Origin of the sequence: Methanoregula sp., from assembly GCF_023227875.1 — an archaeon.
In the GTDB taxonomy this organism is placed as follows: Archaea; Halobacteriota; Methanomicrobia; order Methanomicrobiales; family Methanospirillaceae; genus Methanoregula.
The window spans coordinates 57,580-75,864 of the sequence record NZ_JALOCH010000013.1 but is presented as its reverse complement, the minus strand read 5'-3'; the positions used below and the strand labels follow the sequence as shown (position 1 = coordinate 75,864).

General features: G+C 53.2%; 14 protein-coding genes. 12 read left to right on the top strand and 2 right to left on the bottom strand.

All coding sequences use genetic code 11. The features are described from left to right. Both M0R30_RS12465 and M0R30_RS12460 read right to left on the bottom strand, forming a co-directional pair. Positions 1–4,873, bottom strand: a 4,873-nt coding sequence (locus M0R30_RS12465) for a DUF3344 domain-containing protein (protein WP_292547380.1), incomplete at its 3' end; no start/stop codon positions are given. A gap of 439 nt (positions 4,874–5,312) precedes the next feature. Beyond that, a complete protein-coding gene (locus M0R30_RS12460) occupies positions 5,313–6,941 on the bottom strand; it encodes a DUF3344 domain-containing protein (protein ID WP_292547378.1) in 1,629 nt (542 codons plus the stop codon). 452 nt (positions 6,942–7,393) lie between these two features. Here M0R30_RS12460 and M0R30_RS12455 point away from each other — a divergent pair, with 452 nt between their 5' ends. The 12 genes from M0R30_RS12455 (at position 7,394) to M0R30_RS12400 (ending at position 18,149) form a co-directional block, all read left to right on the top strand. Further along, positions 7,394–7,927, top strand: a complete 534-nt coding sequence (locus M0R30_RS12455) for a nucleotidyltransferase domain-containing protein (RefSeq protein WP_292547376.1) — start codon at positions 7,394–7,396, stop codon at positions 7,925–7,927. Next, positions 7,924–8,343, top strand: coding sequence for a HEPN domain-containing protein (locus M0R30_RS12450; protein ID WP_292547374.1), 420 nt, complete (start codon positions 7,924–7,926; stop codon positions 8,341–8,343). Before M0R30_RS12455 ends, M0R30_RS12450 begins: the two co-directional genes overlap by 4 nt. Positions 8,344–8,819: 476 nt before the next feature. Further along, positions 8,820–8,981 carry a hypothetical protein gene (locus tag M0R30_RS12445; protein ID WP_292547372.1) on the top strand — a complete coding sequence of 54 codons (162 nt, stop codon included), beginning with the start codon at positions 8,820–8,822 and terminating at the stop codon, positions 8,979–8,981. After that, positions 8,978–9,451: a PIN domain-containing protein gene (locus M0R30_RS12440; protein WP_292547370.1), complete on the top strand. Its 474-nt coding sequence runs from the start codon at positions 8,978–8,980 to the stop codon at positions 9,449–9,451. Before M0R30_RS12445 ends, M0R30_RS12440 begins: the two co-directional genes overlap by 4 nt. 434 nt (positions 9,452–9,885) lie before the next feature. Continuing rightward, on the top strand, positions 9,886–10,164 hold the full coding sequence (locus tag M0R30_RS12435; protein ID WP_292547369.1) for a hypothetical protein: 279 nt from the start codon (positions 9,886–9,888) through the stop codon (positions 10,162–10,164). Between the two features lie 86 nt (positions 10,165–10,250). Further along, positions 10,251–10,469, top strand: coding sequence for a type II toxin-antitoxin system HicA family toxin (locus tag M0R30_RS12430; RefSeq protein ID WP_292547384.1), 219 nt, complete (start codon positions 10,251–10,253; stop codon positions 10,467–10,469). An 830-nt stretch (positions 10,470–11,299) separates the two neighbouring features. Further along, positions 11,300–12,181 (top strand): hypothetical protein, encoded by an 882-nt coding sequence (locus M0R30_RS12425; RefSeq protein ID WP_292547366.1) that lies wholly within the window; start codon positions 11,300–11,302, stop codon positions 12,179–12,181. Positions 12,182–12,301: 120 nt separating this feature from the next. After that, on the top strand, positions 12,302–14,107 hold the full coding sequence (locus M0R30_RS12420; RefSeq protein WP_292547364.1) for a DUF3344 domain-containing protein: 1,806 nt from the start codon (positions 12,302–12,304) through the stop codon (positions 14,105–14,107). Next, positions 14,091–15,065 (top strand): DUF3344 domain-containing protein, encoded by a 975-nt coding sequence (locus M0R30_RS12415; RefSeq protein ID WP_292547362.1) that lies wholly within the window; start codon positions 14,091–14,093, stop codon positions 15,063–15,065. Before M0R30_RS12420 ends, M0R30_RS12415 begins: the two co-directional genes overlap by 17 nt. A gap of 9 nt (positions 15,066–15,074) precedes the next feature. Next, entirely contained in the window at positions 15,075–15,743 is a 669-nt protein-coding gene (locus M0R30_RS12410; RefSeq protein WP_292547360.1) for an ABC transporter ATP-binding protein, read from the top strand. Then, positions 15,740–16,954: an FtsX-like permease family protein gene (locus M0R30_RS12405; protein ID WP_292547358.1), complete on the top strand. Its 1,215-nt coding sequence runs from the start codon at positions 15,740–15,742 to the stop codon at positions 16,952–16,954. The genes M0R30_RS12410 and M0R30_RS12405 overlap by 4 nt, the downstream gene beginning before the upstream one ends. Before the next feature lie 73 nt (positions 16,955–17,027). Next, on the top strand, positions 17,028–18,149 hold the full coding sequence (locus M0R30_RS12400; protein ID WP_292547356.1) for an ABC transporter substrate-binding protein: 1,122 nt from the start codon (positions 17,028–17,030) through the stop codon (positions 18,147–18,149). The last annotated feature ends 136 nt before the right edge of the window (positions 18,150–18,285 follow it).

Here is an 18,285-nt window from a genome sequence, read left to right as displayed (position 1 = left end):
TCCGGATGATTCCGCCATCACCGGCATTTTTTATTCCCCCGTTCTTTGTGAAGTTGACGGTATACGCGATCTCATCGATCTGCTTCCCGCTGGTTGTGGCGGCAAGGGTGAAGGATGTAGTTGTGCCGGCAGTTGGGTCCTTGGTGATGGTCTCCGTGATGGAGGCTCCTGAGGATGGCATCTCGTCGAGCGCCAGTTCGAGGTGGACTTTCGGCGAGCCGATTGACGGGATCGGGACGGTAATGTTCTGCCCTACGGCTTTTACTTCCTTGATCGTACCGTTTATTGTTGATGCACCGACCTCCGGTGTGCCGTTCATGACAAGATCCATGCTGGCCCAGCCGTTGCCAATTCCTGTCAGGGTGACCACGGAGCCGGTGGTGTTCACGGCTACCTGCGAGGTGTCGATGGAGACGTTCTGCGCTCCTCCGGTGTCTTCCGTGTCCACCCCGGCGAGGTTGAACTCCTTTTCAGCAATCACCTTTGCATTGACGTTGATATACCCGGTTCTGGTCGTGAGGTTGCTGCCCGCTGTATTGCTCGCAGTCAGTTTCACGGTATAATCCCCTGCGGACGTATATGTATGGACCGGGTTCTGTTTTGTGGCGTTGGTTGTGTCACTGTCCCCGAAGTCCCAGGTCCATGAGGTTGGCAGCCGTGCCGACTTGTCGGTGAACTGGGCGGTGAAGGGGGTGTCCCCGGCGGTTTTGGTTGCATTGAATGCAGCGATTGGTGCGCCGAGCGTTGCGTTGATGTAGTTATTCTTCACGGTGGTGTTCGTCCCAAGCGAGTTCGTTGCGGTAAGCCGGACCGTGTAGGTTCCTACGGCTCCGTACGTATGGACCGGGTTCTTTTCCGTGGAGGTTGAACCGTCGCCAAAGTCCCAGGCCCAGCTGGTCGGGGTTCCGCTTGAGCGATCCCGGAACGTTACCGCGAGCTCTGCATTGCCGGATGTGACGTTTGCGGTAAATGATGCCCTGGGCGGAGTTGGCTGATTGTCGTATTCGACATTCAGGATCGCGAGGTAAGCTTCCATATCCATGTTATTCGCGGCCTGACTCCGGAACATTGCGACATTACCGGTCTCTTTTAAGAATTCCGTAACAACCGTTGTGTTTGATGCGATCTCCGCATCGGTGGTCTTGACCCAGTAGTCCGGCCATTTCTGTCCATTGAAGAGCATGGCGCCACGGCTGTATCCGGAGACCCCCCGGTTCAGTATCGTGGTAACGGTTGCATTCTTCACCCGGCTCAGGTTGATCTCGGCACCGGTGAATGGTGCGTAGGCTGTTGCGGTCTCATCCGTTGTATAATACGTGGGTGATGAGAAGATCATGTCGAAGCCTTCGTTGAGGAAGATCAGTTTCTCCGATTCATCAGGGTCGTTATAGACCACGACAAGGGTCATTCCCCGGAAGGGAACGAACTGTCCCGACTGGCGATTGACCAGGTCCATTGCCATCGTGTTGCCGCTGGCACTGAACTGGTCGGTAACATCGTAAATGAGCACACCGAACGGATAATTGTAAATGTCGCCCCAGTTCTTGTTGTCCGAGTAAAAAAATTCATAAGGGATCGTTTTCCCGTTGAATGCCATGGTGATGTGGTCCGGGACCAGCCACCCGGAGTCCCACGTATAGGTGGCATAGAGCCGGGCGGACTCGATGGTTGCATCTTTGGGAATGGGCAGGTCGGCTGCCGTCCAGTGGGTAGAATAGGTGTCTGCCACGTACCTGTACGTGCTGTCGCCGTTTGAGTGAATGATATTTCCGTGTATCGGGTACACGGATTGTGTTGCGATATCGGGGCCCCCATCGGCCCAGCGCCTCCCATTGTACCCGTTCCAGATCACGTTTGCGGTGTACGAGTACTCGTTGTTGGTCTCGGAGATCTCGGGAATCTCGTTTGCGGAGTCGACCGTGGCATTCACCGGGACCGTGGCACCCGGGCTGCGGTACACTGTATCGGTGATGTTGACATATGTGAACGATCCTGCGGCAAGACCGGCCGGGACCGTGACATTGGTGCTGTTCCCGTCCACCCGGAACGTGACATTGAAGGCCGGTGCGGTCCCGGTACCCGCGTTCGTGATCATCACGCCGATTTTATTCCCGACCCCAGTATAGTGGGCGAACAGGTCCGGGTATGGCGCCCAGTTCCGGTGGTATTCGCGGGTGACGGTGAGATCCGGCCCGCTGGTCACCTCCGGCTGCACGCTCACGGTCTTCGAAACGGTATTGTTTGTCGTATCGGCATCGCCGATGCTATTCTCCGGGTCCACTTCGGCGGTAAGGGTCACGGAGCCACTTGCTGAAGGCGTCCAGGTGAGGCTGACATCTGCGGACTCCGCGGCCCCGAGCGATGATACGGCTGTCCTGTTCACTTCCGTGCTGCCGGCACGGAGCGTGACATTGAATTTCCCTGCTGCTGCACCACCGGTATTCAGGACCCTGACGCTTACGGTCCCGGCATGGTTGACCACGGGAGTACCCGTGCTCATCGATACCGCGGAAAGGTCCGGGGCCGGGGGCGTTACCGTGACCTTCGCGGTCCCGGTAACGGTTCCGTTGACGGCGCTGATGTTTGCAGCGCCGACACCGGTTGCGGTGAAGAGGCCGGTGGCATCCACGGTGCCAACGGTCTCGTTGTCGCAGGACCAGGTGAAGAGGATGCCGGACATGGGGGAGCCGTCCTGATCTGTTGCACTCGCTGTAAACTGCCGGGATTGCCCGGTTATGAGGGATGCTGTTGCGGGAGAAACGGTGATCGAGGTCAGTGTGTGTTCTGAAGGGAAGGAGAATTTAGTGGCGAAGGCATCATATGTGTATGGATCTCCATGAAATGTCGGTTGGTATGCTCCCGCGGTGGTGGGAAAACCCGAACCGGCAAATCCTGTAATAAATACATTCCCTGCAGTATCTGCTGTAATTCCATTCCCGCTATAATCTTCATCATTATTTCCGAGGTAGGTGGAGTAGGCAAGGTCATTTGTCCCGCTTCCGGCCAAGTTGATCTTACTGACAAACGCATTTGAGCCGCCCCCCCACTCCGGTTGGTATGCATCACTAGTGGTGGGAAAATCTGAGCTGCTGGCGTATCCTGTAATGAATACATTCCCCGAATTATCTACTTCAATTCCTTTTCCGTTTTCAGACTCGCTACCCCCGAGATAGGTGGAGTACACAAGATCATCTGCCCCGTTTCCGGCCAGGTTGAGTTTACTGACAAAGGCGTCCCCGCCCCCTCCAGGTGACGTTTGGTATGCCCCCGATGTAACCGGAAATGAACTTGTTGAACCGGTGATATACACCAGGCTATTGCTGTCAAGTGCGATTCCATTGGCAGAATTTGTGGCCCCGTACCCTAGATATGTGGAATAGACAAGATCGTCATCATCACTCCCGGACGGATTTATCTTACTGACAAATGCGGAGGTCTGTGATGCGATTTTCGTAGTTTGGTATGCCCCCGATGTCGTGGGAAACGATGCGCTTTGTGTCGAACCTGAAATATAAATATCCCCCGCATTATCCAGCGTGATTCCCGTGGTATACGTATACCCACCTGCTCCGCCAAGATAGGTGGAATAGACCAGATCGCTCGATCCCCCCCCGGCCGGATTAAGTTCACTCACAAAGGCATCGAAACTACCCGTTTTCGTAGTCTGGTATGCCCTAGCCGTAGTGGGGAAATCCTCGCTTGTTACAAACCCTGTGACAAAAACATTTCCTGCACTATCTATAGTAATTCCGGTAGCTTCATCATCGTTGGAACCACCCAAGTAAGTGGAATAAAGAAGGGCCGATCCGGCCGGATTAAGTTTGCTCACGAATACATCAGGGAAGCAGTCATCGGGGTTGCCGCTTATGGCAGTCTGGTATGCTCCGTCCGTCACTGGGAAATCCGGACTTATTGTGTATCCTGCGATATACACATTGCCTGACGTGTCGGTTGCAATCCCCGCTGTCGTTGTCATATAGGATACTCCCCCAAGATACGTAGAGTAAAGAAGGGCTGTTCCGGATGGATTGAGTTTGCTTACAAAGGCATCCTGAACCCCCTCCTCAGTACTGTCCAAGGTTGTCTTGTAAACCCCCGCTGTTGTCGGAAAATCCGAGCTTGTTGTCCTACCTGTGATATATACATTACCCTCAACATCGTGAGTAATGCCATATCCAAAATCATCCAACCCCCCTCCGAGATAGGTTGAATAAGTGAGTGCGGGATCGATCACCAATGTCCTGCTCGGGACATACTCCCCCACTGCAAACCCGTAAGTGTCGTTATCTAGAATGCGATACACCACCGTCACGCACTCGTCATCCTGAAACGCTTTCGGTACGGCCATGGTTACATCGCCATCACCTGTTGCAATGTAGAGGCGACCGTCGTTCGCAACAGCGATACTCTTTGCCCCCAGCACCTTCACGCGGATATTCTCCGGTGATCCGCCAGGTGCAACCGCGAAAAATTTTTCTACATTATTGCCATGCGCCTGCACGCTAACGGTGATGTTGGGATACAACTCTCCGAGTGAGATACTGTTATAGGTTGGGAGGCCGGTCTGCCATCTGCTTGAGTTATTTCCGATGAAATAGGAGACCTTGGTCTCGGCAGGATCCCTTCCCTGCGATATTAGGGGGATCGCGGTGCCATCAGCAGTGACGAACTGCTCTTTCAGCGCAACGTCGATTGTCTTGTTGTCCTTCGTGACCGCAAGCGCGTGGGTGATATCGTTGTCAGTGACGTATGCCGTACCGTAGAATGTTTCGGCATAGAACTTCACGGTGTCCGGTTGCTGGCCGTTGTTCTGGATGAACGGCACCTGTACATTCATCAATGTTACGGAAGCCGATTCTGGAGCATTTTCCATTGCAGCAACCGGTGCTGCCAAAATCGAAATGGCAATGAGTGCACAAAGCAGTATCCTGGGCAGGAGGAATTTCTGACAGGTATTGGAATACCACAATATCCGATCGGTTCTTGACATTTTAACCCTCCATTAAAAATACAACGATTATACTTGGTGTAATATGGGGTGACTATGTAGACTACCGGCAAAATCAGAGTATAAAACATGGGTGTAGAGATAATTTATTTTTAAGAATGTTATGATATCCATACACATATTGTTTGTATGGGGTTATTATTAATACATTTTTTAGATTTATGCTAATTAGTAATACAATTTTTAAGGTTAATAATACTTAATATCTTTTCAGTGTCTTGTAAATACAAAGATCTTAGGGATGACGAAGCCGGGATGGGAGATATCGAATGCGATTGAAAAAAGGTGAAATTTATAGTTGATCTTATGGATCGACCACCACCAGTTTGACATAATCGGTGTCAAGGTGAGCTGTGTCACTCATTGTTGAGGCATACTTCCCCTCTGCAACTAAGATGACCTTGTTGTCTGTGCTGATATAGTTAGTCAGTCCCGATGTCTTGGATCCGGTGAGAGTTACCTTGCTTCCACTCGGTGTAGTAGCGAGTTGTTCGTAACTGCCGCTGGTCCAGTTATAAACGTAGAGATAAGCACCATTCCCACTACTTGTCCTGTAACCTTTGCCGATCCATGTTGCTGTGAGACTCACAACATTGCTGCGGTCTTCAGAGATTGTGAAGTTGAATCTCTGGGCAGCGTAATATGTCATATCTGCTGCAGATCCGGTCTCATAGACATTATCGTTATACGCGAGGTTGGAATTCGTGACACTATACACAGGATCAGAGACTGAGTTAGGTGGTCGGATATAGATCTCTTGTTTGTATCCAACCGGCGTCCCGGCATAGTTCCCCGAGAAGTCGTAGATGTTCCCGGTGTTCTTGACCGTCAGGACCGCTAACGGGATCTTGTACCAGCTGTTTGTCCTGTAGTACGTGAGAACATTGTTGCCGCTCGCGAGGCCGGGGCCGCTGCTGAGATCATTCCAGGTCCACTTATTGGTTCCTGCGTAATACCCAGGGGTAATCGTGGGTGCATATGACGTCCCCTTCGAGATGTCAACACCGTTCCATGTGTAGGTGCCGTTCCCCAAGTATGTTGCCGAATAATCCACATACAACGTTGCGGTGTAGTTGGTTGCATGGGACACACTACCGAACGTAGTTAAGTTCGCGGTGTACGGGTCTTCAAGGTTCTTGGTCACCGGATCGTGGCCTTCATTGATCCAGTACTCCGTACAACCGGTTGAACCGGAATCCACATCCCAGCCGTACACAAGGCGGGCTTCCTTGACGCGGCCGTCAAACCTTGGGAATCCGTCGGCCGGGGTCGTGTTGATATACACCGTCATGTCCGAGGCGGTGATGTAGTCCTTCACATCGAAGACTGAGATATAGTCACTTGTTACACGGCCTAATCCAGTACCCGTTGTAATGAAGGGTGCTGTGACTGACGTGTTGAAATACGCCCCAACCTCCCTGGCGTAATCGAGATCCAGTGGTTGCGCGTTTGCAAGGACTACGGGGGCACCCCCGCTTGGGACCAGGGTAATAGTCTCCGTTCCGGTCCAGTTCTCCGTCATGTTCCCGGTGTACACCATAACATACAGCCGTGCGAACTGGACATTTGAGGTAGTGAGACCGGTAAATGTCGCTGTTGTGTTGTCGTTAGTAGCCGGGTTGTCAGTCTTCCACGTGTCGGCAAACTTGACATCGACGTCGCCATTCACCGTGCCGTGTGGTCCTGTTACCGGCGGTGTGCCCAGCCAGTAGTTGTCCGCCGACACCACGCCGGCGAACGACAGGAGCACCATAAGTGCCAGCGCGATGATGAATATGTGGTTCCTGCGCGGCTTTGCTCCGCCCTTGAGCAGGTATGAAAACCTGCCGAGTCTTGATTCTGTTCTTGTTGTTTGCATTGAGAGATTCTCCTTGCTCGCGGGACCGGCAACGGATATGCGTGCATAATCATCAGCTGAACCGGTTGCGAACACGATCTCATTTGCGTAAGATCTATTAATACGTTTTTAAAAATTTGTAGCATTTGATTTTACGATTTTTTTTTTGGTAATACTTGGCCGGGGAGAACGGTATGGGCGGTGCAGTATATGGATCGTCTTATGCAATAGGTAAATTTGTATACAATCCGTGGTATCTTCCAGTGATATACCGCATTGTACTATCATCAGCGCGGGATTTTTTCAGATGAATAGGAAGTACAGTATACCCTTCTGCAATGCACCATAGAATGTACATTATACAACACCAACAGGTACCGGCACTATGCCCGGCTCGCGGGTTTTCCGCGCCGGGTGGAACCGGTGATGATCACATAGTGTATCGAAATGAATAATCTCATCTGGTGCCTTACCGGAGCGTTCTCCCTAAGGATGCATCATAACTGCTAAATAATATCGTTCATAATAATGAACATATGTTCAAAAAAATGAACATCTTGGAAACCCCTTCTTTTGTAATTCTCACGTTTCTTGGCCGGAATTACCGCAACTCGTATTATGTTCGCGAGATCGCCAGGATCCTTCCGTTGAGTACCGGTGCTGCGAGCGGGTATCTCCGGGTACTGGAAGAATACGGTCTCGTAACAAGCGAACGGAAAGGGAGAACGCTCCTGTTCCGGGCAGATATCGCCCATCCGGTCGTACGGGAATCAAAGATCCTTGCAACCCTGATAGAACTTTCCCCCCTCATCGCTGCCGGAAAGGGACTCGTTATACGGATGATCCTGTTCGGGAGTTGCGCTACCGGAGAAGATACCGCCGACAGCGATATCGATCTCTATATCGAAACTGCCAACCGGCCGGAAGTATCCGACCTCATCTCACGGTGTGGTGACACCATTTCCCGGAAAATCTCTCCGGTTCTCGTATCCCCAGATGAGGCACAGCAGCTCCGGACCCGCGACCGCCCGTTCTTCGAAAGGATACGCACAGGAAAACTTCTTGCAGGTGAGATGCTGTGAGGTACCGGTTTGAGGAATGTCTCGAACGGGGAAAGATCGTAAAAATCCCGGTCGATCCCGCGCTGGTAGAAAAAGAACGCGAGGAAGCAGCGGCGGATCTCGTGGCGGCTGAACATTCGCTTGGCCAAAACCAGGTGAAGTGGGCAATCATTCAGGGATATTATTCACTCTTCCACTCGTTGAGATCCCGGATATTTGCGAAAGGTTACCGCGAAAAGAGCCACCGGTGCCTCAGGCATGCAGTCGAGGCACTGCTGGTCGATGAGGGGGAACTCGGGCCGGATGTACTGGATCATTTTTCCTTTGCCATGGATCTCAGGGAAGGTGCCGATTATGGTTGCATCTATAATGCAGAGTCTGCCGGAATCGTCGTGGAATCGGCACGAATAGTGTACGATAGGATCAGTACGGAATAGCGAGGCGTTCGGCCGTGCAGACTCAAGGTCCGGTTCATCCAGAGTTATACGCAAGGGAAGCGGGGATACTATCAAAGAACGGAAGGACTGGCGTTTGGAAGGATTTCAATACGGTTGGCAGCGGGATAATGGAGCGCCTTATAAAAGAGAATCGCGTATAATCGTTTAGTTTTTTTCAATTTTGAAGCGATATCATCATTTTTCATTGCCCGGGTACAGGAGGCCCCCTGTTATAACTCCATATCCTAAAAGTCTTCCGGAATTTATCGCAATCTTGAACTGGATTTCGAGCGTGAACTAATGTGCCTGCGGCAGGAATGGGAACGGACGTGAAACGGTACCTCTTTGATACCAATATCCACATTTACTATTTTGCCGATGTCCTCCTAAAAGGGGAGATAGCCTCTATTGAGTGAATCCAACACAACCATTATCAGATTCACCATACCAATCCGATAGTACAGGAGTTCTCAAAAATGCCAGCGAAAAAATTCAAACCGGAAGAGGTAATCGGGAAACCCTACCAGAGAGGGATGCTCCCCTATGGCGGTGCGGTTACCCGGGGAAAGATCTCATCTGCGATTGATGAGGCGGAATACCGCGAAACAATGAAGCGGCTCAAAGCTATCACCCCATGAAAGCTTCTCTTTTTCTTGATACTACAATATTCTTTCAGGGTATCGAATCCCCCCAGACCGCGACCATTCTGGAACATGCATTGAACATGGATTACCAGATCAGGACGTCCATCTCGGTTCTTGGCGAGGCACTTGCCCAGATGCATGAACATTCGAATGCGATAGATTATATCACGTACCTGAATCAGGCACTTGATGACTGGAATGTCGCGATTCATTTCCCGAATGACTATGTAAGAATCCTATGTTACCAGATGGGGGAAGTGGAGATCGACAGCAGGATGATCCGGGAACCCACGGATCGTACTCATCTGGCATATGCGATGGCATATGCTTCTGATTATTTCCTGACCTCCGACAAGAACCTGATCAGGTACCGGGTTCCCGCAGTCCTGGAAAATGCCGGATTTTTCAAACCGGATACTATGCCCCTTGAAAAATTCAGGGATGGCATTCTGAAAAAGAACTGATCTTACATCGTCGGGATATCCCGGCTGCAAGGATCCCTGTAAAAGGTATGCCGTTTTTTTTTCGCACAGATTTTATCTGGGCGAGCGCATCCGTGCCCCTCCGAAAACAATACCTGGAAGAGCCGGAAAGCGCGCAGGATCGCGTCCCCTGCTGGCGACACGGGAACGTGTGTGCCAGGCAAGGAAATAGTGATTGGGGAAAACCGGTCAAGGAATTGTAGATATTATCAGGAAAGAAGCGTTCCCGGATTCTGATCGCGTTTGCCGTCAGTGCGGAAGAGCACGGCACAGACATGACGACTTAAAACTCCATCAATGAATCCTGCGGTTTTTTTCCGCAACCTCATTTCATTGAAAGATTCGTTACACAAAAACGGTCACCACATACCTCATTAACAGGTACGGATATACAAGTGGATAGGGGCGGAAAACGTATGCGGGATCTCATCACTACTGCTGAAATCTGGAAGGAGGGAGGCATGTATACTTCATACTGCCCGGAACTCGATATCGCCAGCTGCGGTCACACGCAAGAGGAAGCGCGTAAGAATTTAGCGGAAGTCATCACGATCCAGCTGGAAGAGATCGCAAAACTGGGGACACTTGACGATCTGCTCAGCGAATCCGGGTATATCCGGGATGGCGATGTCATAAAGACCGGCAAAAAAATCGTATGTTTCGAAGAGATCCGGATCCCGATTCCCGTATTGTAGTGCCCATAAAAACCTCCTGCTGGAAATGAGGATCCGTTCCGGTTCATTTTTCTGATACATTTCCCTGTGATGCCCGATGAAAAAAAATATCCCCCACTGACTGGAAAACTCAAGTCAGGATATTTGAAAAATCGGGATGCACATTCGTCCGCCAGAGCGGCGATCATCTGATCTACCATCACCCGGCTGCCAAACGGGCAGTTGTGATACCCCGTTACGATGAAGTCCCGGTCACAATAATTCTTAATAATATGAAAACCGTTGGGATGACACGGGAAGATTATCTCCGGTTGCTTCGGATATGATCAACGGACCCTAACAAATCCCTGCCAACGAACCGGCATCGCCAGCATCGTAATCGCAAAGCAGCAGCCAGATGAGAATGAAATGAAATCTGCCGCCGGCTACGATATTCCCCCCATGGCTGTGGGGGTAGCGAATCCTGATTCCGGAATATAGATCCTGAAATCCCGGTGCCGGCCGCAGGGATCCGTGCGGCCCAAGTCAAAAGCCCGATCGGGCTGGGGGGCGATTGCACGTGATCCGGTTACCGGAATTATTCCCTGCAATACCGATGGCGGCCCCGGTTTCATGAGCCGTAGATTTTTCATACGCGGTATGCGCCCCTGGATAATTGAGCCCCGGTTACCTGCAATTGCCGGGCGTTTCTGATGCCTGGGATCGGTGCGCCTTTTGAAAATTGCACTAATAAGTAATGTGTAAATTCAGAGTGCATGATAATCTCTGTAAATACTGTACATAATTATTCACAACCCGTTTTTGCACATTATTAATAGTATAGTATTATTTTCATAGCAGGTTGTTAACACAGTGAATATCCAAATTGATTCCGTATTATTAATTGAACCATATTGTGTGACACTCCTTATTGGAATTGAATAAAACGCTCATCAGCGCAGGGCGTTTAATCCCCGGCACATTCCCGCACTACGGTGAACCCTTTGGAGAGGTTGCGTGCAATCTTGGTAACCGGGGATATCACAGTTCACGGGCCCGGGCAGTTTCAAAATTTATAAATAGAATGTAATACTTTTTTTAAAAAAGTATTACGTAATGGAAAAAATTACTGATAATTTATTATTAATAAATCAAATCCTTGGAACGGGATGATAAAATGAGTGTCATCAATGAGAACCTGATACGCAATGAATCCGCTGCAAAGAAGTTCCTGATAGGTGCCGGAATCCTCCGGGCCGTTCAGCCCTGCACCCTGTGCGGCAGTACCCGGGTGGTATCCGTAAGCCGGGGCCGGAGCAGGTGCAGCGACTGTGGCTTTACCTGGGGTCTCCGAAGGGGAAGTATTATTGAGAACACGCAAATCACCTACCTGCAGTTCATCCGCATAATCAGGATGTTTGCCGATGACATTCCCCCGGATGAAGCGGTCGCGCAGCTGCACATGGAGCGTGCGATGGTGAACAGGATCTACCGGCGGATCCGCCTTGCGATCATTGATGGGCCGGCCGTACCGGGACCTGGTCTTTCAATTGCTGGAAACATTCTGCAGCACCCTACTGCATCGCGATTGGATCCGGTCGTCTTCGGTATCCGCATTCATGCCGAGGTTATTGAGATCGAGCGATATGAGACACCCTTCCCGGATATAATCATCCAGATGGAGATTCCGTGGTCGATCCGCAGTACCGTCCTCTTCATCGATGCCTGCGAGAAGCAGTATCATGGCCTCATTGCCTATTATCCGGATCGCTGCAACCAGGAAACCGTCATCCTCACACCAAAAAACCGGGGAACCTGGCCGCCGCTTACGGTATTCTGGCGTTTTGCCCAGACCCTCTGGTCCCGTCACCGGTATCTGGAACGCGCACAGATCCCTGATTTTGTACAGGAACTGGCCTTCCGGTATAATCACCGGCACAGGGACATGTTCTATGTAATCATCGAAAAAATCTCCCATTACGATTATACTGACCGGCAGGTGGCAGGGGAGCGCAAGGATGCAGTACTTTCTTTGGCCACGGGAGCAGAAGAATCCTGATCCTGAAGTACCGGTATTACGAAAATTAAAATAATATCACTTATCACAACAAAATAACAATCTTTATCTGAATTATTATAGCAGGTATATTGAATCTGAATCTTTTCCGGGATGGTATACATGGTACGATTAACGTCTGTCTCTCTTCTCCTGTCCTTGTTGGCACTGGGTATCGTGATGTACCCGGTATCAGCTCTCTACGATTTCGAAGGCATTCCTCTCACTGTAACCGCACAGGGGACCGTAACCGGCGACGTCCTCATGTTCGGGGAATACGGCCTCGACAAACCACCGTACGAACTCAAGTTCACCCTCCCGTCCGTGCCCCGGTATGCCCGGGTCTACACCGGCATCTGGGGGGGCACGGAAAAATATACCGGCTGGGCGGACATCACCATCAATAATAAAAAGAAAGCGAGGTATCTCCTCAACGGCGACCGGGACCAGAACCGCGATCTCTATGAATCGGGTCACGGCATCTACTGGATCGCATACGACCCGACGGATCTTCTCACACGGGGTGACAACCTCATCACGGTCAATACAAGCAAGACCGATCCCGGCAACAAACTGGACGGCAGGGTATACGCGATCCTTGTTGCTGCCGTAGTGGATGATCCGGAATCCGGGGAACAGACACAGTACTGGATAGCGGAAGGCAACGAGAACCTCCATGGCGAAGGCTGGGCCGGGACCAACCCGACAAAGCACGAGGATACGAACGTCACCTTCACCAGTGCAGGATTAACCGGTGTGACCCGGGCCAACCTCTCGGTCCTCCTCCTTGCCGGGGGAAAAGGCCAGCCGGATTACGTGCAGTTCAACGGGCAGTACCTCGGGGTGCCGATCCGGAACATGTCCGGCAGGAATGTCACGGACATCGGCGACGAGATATCATTCGATGCCGGTGGGGGTACCGGGATTCCCTCGCGGTATGCCGACATGGAAGTCTTCGAAGTCACATCTCTTGTGAAGGAGACCAGCACCGCACGCTTCATCCGGGGTTTCGACCTTGACGGTGACGGGTCCATTGTAACCACCGGTGATGCCCCGGAGGGAGAGGATTACATACACCCTGTCATGGCGATCCTTACCGTCACAAGACCCGGCAGCAGTCCGGTGACAGACCTTGCAACGGAAAGCATCCGTGCAGAGAACGCCTTTGCGGGAGAAAATGCGGTCCTTGTTGCAGAGATCCGGAGTTACGGGAATCAGCCGGCAGGACCCGTACCGGTCACGTTTGCGATTGACGGTAAAACCATGAATACGACCCAGGCAACGATCCCGGCGAGTGGCATCACCGTCGTGCAGGTACCCTGGGTTGCGGAAGCGGGAAGCCATACCGTTTCCGCCAGTGTGGCAGCGCCGGCAGATTCCAAGACCGATAACAACGCGGCCTCGCTCCCGCTGACGGTCGGGACCCCCCCCGATCTCTCCGTAAGCATCGGATCTCCCGTGCACAAAGGGGAGGCTGCTGTAACCGTCACAAAGTCCCCGCTGTCGGTCCTCACGGTATGCGGGGCCGTCGGCGTGCTCCTCCTCATGCGGTTCAGCAGGAAGAGGCCCCCGTCAACCATTCCGGCAGCAATGCTTCTCCTTGCAGTCCTGCTGGTCGTGCCCGGCATCATCGTGTCGGCCGGGGCAGACACGGTCACTCTTGAGTACACCCTCCCCCTCACGATCACCAACAACGGGGGAAGCCATGCCCCGGCTTTCACCGTGAGCGTCTATCTCGACGGCGAGAAGATCGCCGATAAGCAGATCGAGGCGGGCCTCGCGGCACATGCAACGGCGGATATCGCGATCCCGGTCTTCATCGCCCCGGGCACCCATGAACTGAAGGTCGTTGCAGACGAAGCAGGGATCATAAAGGACAGCAACCGGAACAATAACATTGCGCAGGGCCGCTATGATTTCCCGGGCTAGGACGGTGATGGCCCTGCTCTGCGCTGCACTCCTTGCCGTCCCGGTCCTTGCAACCTATGCCGGCGACAAGCCGCTCTTTGATGCATATACCTGCGAAGGGAAGTGCGGGTACGCGTTCTCGACCGGCAACAGTACGTACAGCGGTACGCTTCTACCCGGCGACCAGTACCCGGTAGAATTTACCGTCACCCTCCCGGACGATGCGGTCGTCCAGTACCAGCGGTATTATGTCTACTGGGCATGGAGCCGCAGGGACGAGCAGTCCGTGTACCCCTCCATCGCCGCCATCAGCAGTCCCGCTTACGGGACCAGTGCCGAACCGGTTGTACGGTATACCGACAACAAGGGGTTCTCAAGCCCGAGTGATTTCTATTCCGGGGTGGATGCCTTCTCCGGGGCCCCACTCCCCCCCGGGACCAGTACGGTCACCTTCGGGGTTGCCAATACTGCAGAGAGCAACAGCACGTTCGTGATCCAGGGGATCGGCCTCCTTGCCGTGTACAGCAGCGCTTCGGAGCCGGAAGGCCTTATTCTTGTAAAGGAAGGCTGCGACATGCTCTACTACAGCTATGGCATCACCCCGGAGATGGCAACGAGCAGCGTGGATTTCAACCGGGAGATCGACACCGCCAGGATGAAGTCTGCAACCCTCGAACTCGTTGCACCTTCCGGGGGATATACGCGCTCGGATGTTATCCGGAAAAATGCCCTGTACTTCAATCACCAGCAGGACTCCGATCTTCCGAAATTTCTTTCGGTGATCCTCGGGCTCGTCTTTCCCTACGCGAACGGAAAGGAGTGGGTGGATGTCTTTGACTCCGACCAGCAGCAGCAGATCGGTATCGAGACGCGGGACGTCACCGCGTACATGGCACCGCGATCGAATACCGTGGCCGTCCAGGACCGGGGGGATTACCTGCTCCTGACGAACGTTGTACTGCATATTGTATTCCGGTGAGGTGGACTCATGCCTGCTACCATTGAAGTGGACCGGTTGAGCAAAGTATACCGGGGCGGGGTCCCTGCCCTTGCCGAAGCAAGTTTTACCATTGAAAAAGGAGAGTTCGTCACCCTGATCGGGAGGAGCGGGTCCGGCAAGAGCACCCTCCTGAACATCCTCGGCTGTCTCGACACTCCCACATCAGGCTCGCTTGTCCTTGACGGCGTACCCGTGAACTTCAGGGACCCGTCACAGCTCGTATCGATACGGCGGCAGAAGATCGGGTTTGTCTTCCAGCAGTTCAACCTCCTGCCACATCTCACGGCACAGGAGAATGTCGAGTACCCGATGCTCTTCAATTACCATGAGCCGAAGATACGGGCACACACTGCCGGGGAACTGCTCACGAGCCTCGGCCTTGGCGACCGGAAACACCACCACCCGGCCGAGCTCTCGGGCGGCGAACAGCAGCGGGTGGCAATCGCCCGGGCGCTCGTCAGCAACCCCCCCATCATTTTTGCCGACGAACCCACCGGCAACCTGGACCAGAAAACAAGTGCTGATATCTTCAGCCTGATGCAGGAAATCAGCAGGGTGCGGAAGACCACGTTCTTCATGGTCACCCACGAACGGGAGTTCGGGGAGTACGCGGACCGGTCGTTCCGGCTCATTGACGGGAAGGTGACCGGCACATGAAAAAACTGGCCGATTTTGCCCGGCTCTCTGCACGCCAGGTATTGAAAAAACGGATGCGTGTGTTCCTGACCGCATTCGGGATAGCGATTGGCATTGCCGCCGTAGTGGGAATGGTCTCGTTCGGGGAGGGGATCCGCCACCAGGCCATCGAGACTATAAAAGAGCAGTCGGACCTCACGCTTATCGAAGTCACCGGGTCCGTCAGGGACGAGACGGTCATTCCCATCACGGAATCCAAGGTCTCCCTGATCAGGGAGATACCCCATGTTGAAGCCGCAGGGCCGGTGTACCGGGTCTCGTTCTCCACGCTGCACCAGACGTATATCGACGTACTGGGAATCAGCGCGGAGGACCTGCGGGTCCTGTTCACGCCGGTATTTTCTGCAGGGGACCTGTATCCGGCCGGTTCTAACCAAGTCGTCATCGGGCACGAACTTGCCGAAAAACTGCAGAAATACGAAGGCATCCGGCAGGGCGATCTCTTCACGGCCATCATCCGGGACTATGCGCCGAATGGCGCCCCGTCCGACCGGAAACTGGCAATCCGGTCCGGCGGCACGCTCCGCGAAAGGGAGGATCAGCTCGATTCCCTGCTCATCATGGACCGGGATACCATCCACGCCCTGTCCAATGAATCAGTTCCCTACAACGCGGTGTATGTACGCGTTGACAACCCGGAGAATGTCCTCACGGTGGCAGGCGGGATCCAGTCTCTCGGTCTTACCGCAAACGGCGCATTCCGCCAGATCGAGACCGTCAACCGTTTCATGGATCTTGTCATCCTCTTCCTCTCGATCTTTGCGGCGATCTCGCTCGTTGTCGGGGCCCTCATGATCGTCAATACGATGGTCATGTCGGTGTACGAACGGACGCGCGAAATCGGGGTGAGCATGGCACTCGGGGCCTCGCAGCGCGATGTGGTCACCCTGATCCTGATCGAGTGCCTGTATATCGGCATGATAGGCGGGGTGCTCGGAGATCTGCTTGGGATACTTTTCTCCTACGTGATCAATACCGCGGGAAAGGCGTACCTGATCTCCCAGACCGGGGAGCTCTTCTCTGCATTCGCCCGCTATGACCTTGCGCTGGTCACTCCGGAGATCCTGCTATCAGGATTTCTCGTTGCCGTCATCCTTTCACTGGTATCCGGCATCTACCCGGCCCTGCAGGCAGCACGGCTGAATCCGGTGGAGGCGATCCGGCATACGTGATGCCCGTGAATGCACGGGGCACGCGCTCTCCGAAAACGTGAATCCGCCCCCTCATGAAAAGGACTGAGTTATTATGAAGAAAAAAAATACCCCATCAGAATTATCGCATCAAACCGGTGCCCTGTCCGCGTGTCTCCTCATACTCCTGATAATTGCTGCATGTGCAGTATCCGGATGCGTGTCCGGCAGGGAAGCATCAGCCACACCGGCAACAGCACCCCCCCCCTCCCTGTCCTCGCCCATAACCCCGGCATTGTCTGCCACCCTGCCGGTCACAACTACGGTTACCCCGCAAACGCCCGGCACCCCCCTGCAGCGCATCATCGTCACCAATGCCGATGCAGCGGAACTCCTCCTGGCCATCGGGGCAGGGGACCAGGTTGTCGGCATATCTGATACGGTAAAGAACCATCCTGTACTCGGCCCACGCTTTGCCGGAAAAGAGAGTATCGGCTCATGGCAGACCCCCAATATTGAGACGATCCTCTCGCTCCACCCCGATGCGGTGATCAGCTATTCGAGTTATACACCCAAGAATACCGATCAGATCACATCGGCCGGCATCCCCCTCCTCCTCATTGACTGTTACAAGATCGATACGCTTGCGTCCGATGCCCGTCGGCTGGGGAACCTGACCGGCAGGGAGGATGGGGCAGAGGCGTATATCTCGTTCCTTGAACAGTATGAGTCACTCGTGCAGTCCCGCACAGTGGACCGGACCTCCGGTGAAACCAACCGCGTATACATTGAATCATACTCCGATTATTCTGCCCTGACCATGGGAAGCGGGGGCGACCTGCTGGTCACCATGGCCGGAGGCAGTAATATCGCCGGCATGCTCCCGGTCTCTTCACCCAAGGTCAATGCAGAATGGGTTGCGGCCCAGGACCCGGATGTGATCGTGAAAGTTGCTGCAGCGGGAAAGAACGAGACGGAGCTCCGGGAGATCCGGGACAAACTTGTCGCCCGGACGGGTATTTCAGACACCCGTGCAGTCAGGAACAACAAGGTGTACGTGATGTTGGGCAGTGTCATGTATGGGCCCCGCTCGGTTGTCGGGCTTGCCTACCTTGCAGGAATTCTCAACCCGGAGGGGTATCGCGATATCCAGCCATCGGCAATTCAGGATGAGTATGCCGGCCGGTTTGTGGCGGGGACCAATATGACTCCCGTATTCTATCCGCAACCCGGATAATTTCCCAAAGGCACAACGATGGTTCTTAACGGGGGACTGCGAACAGGTCCGGCCAAGGTAAGAATATTTTTAAAAAAATTCATACGAATTATAATGAAACTCAATAAAATTTTTAATAATAGCAAATAAATAACTG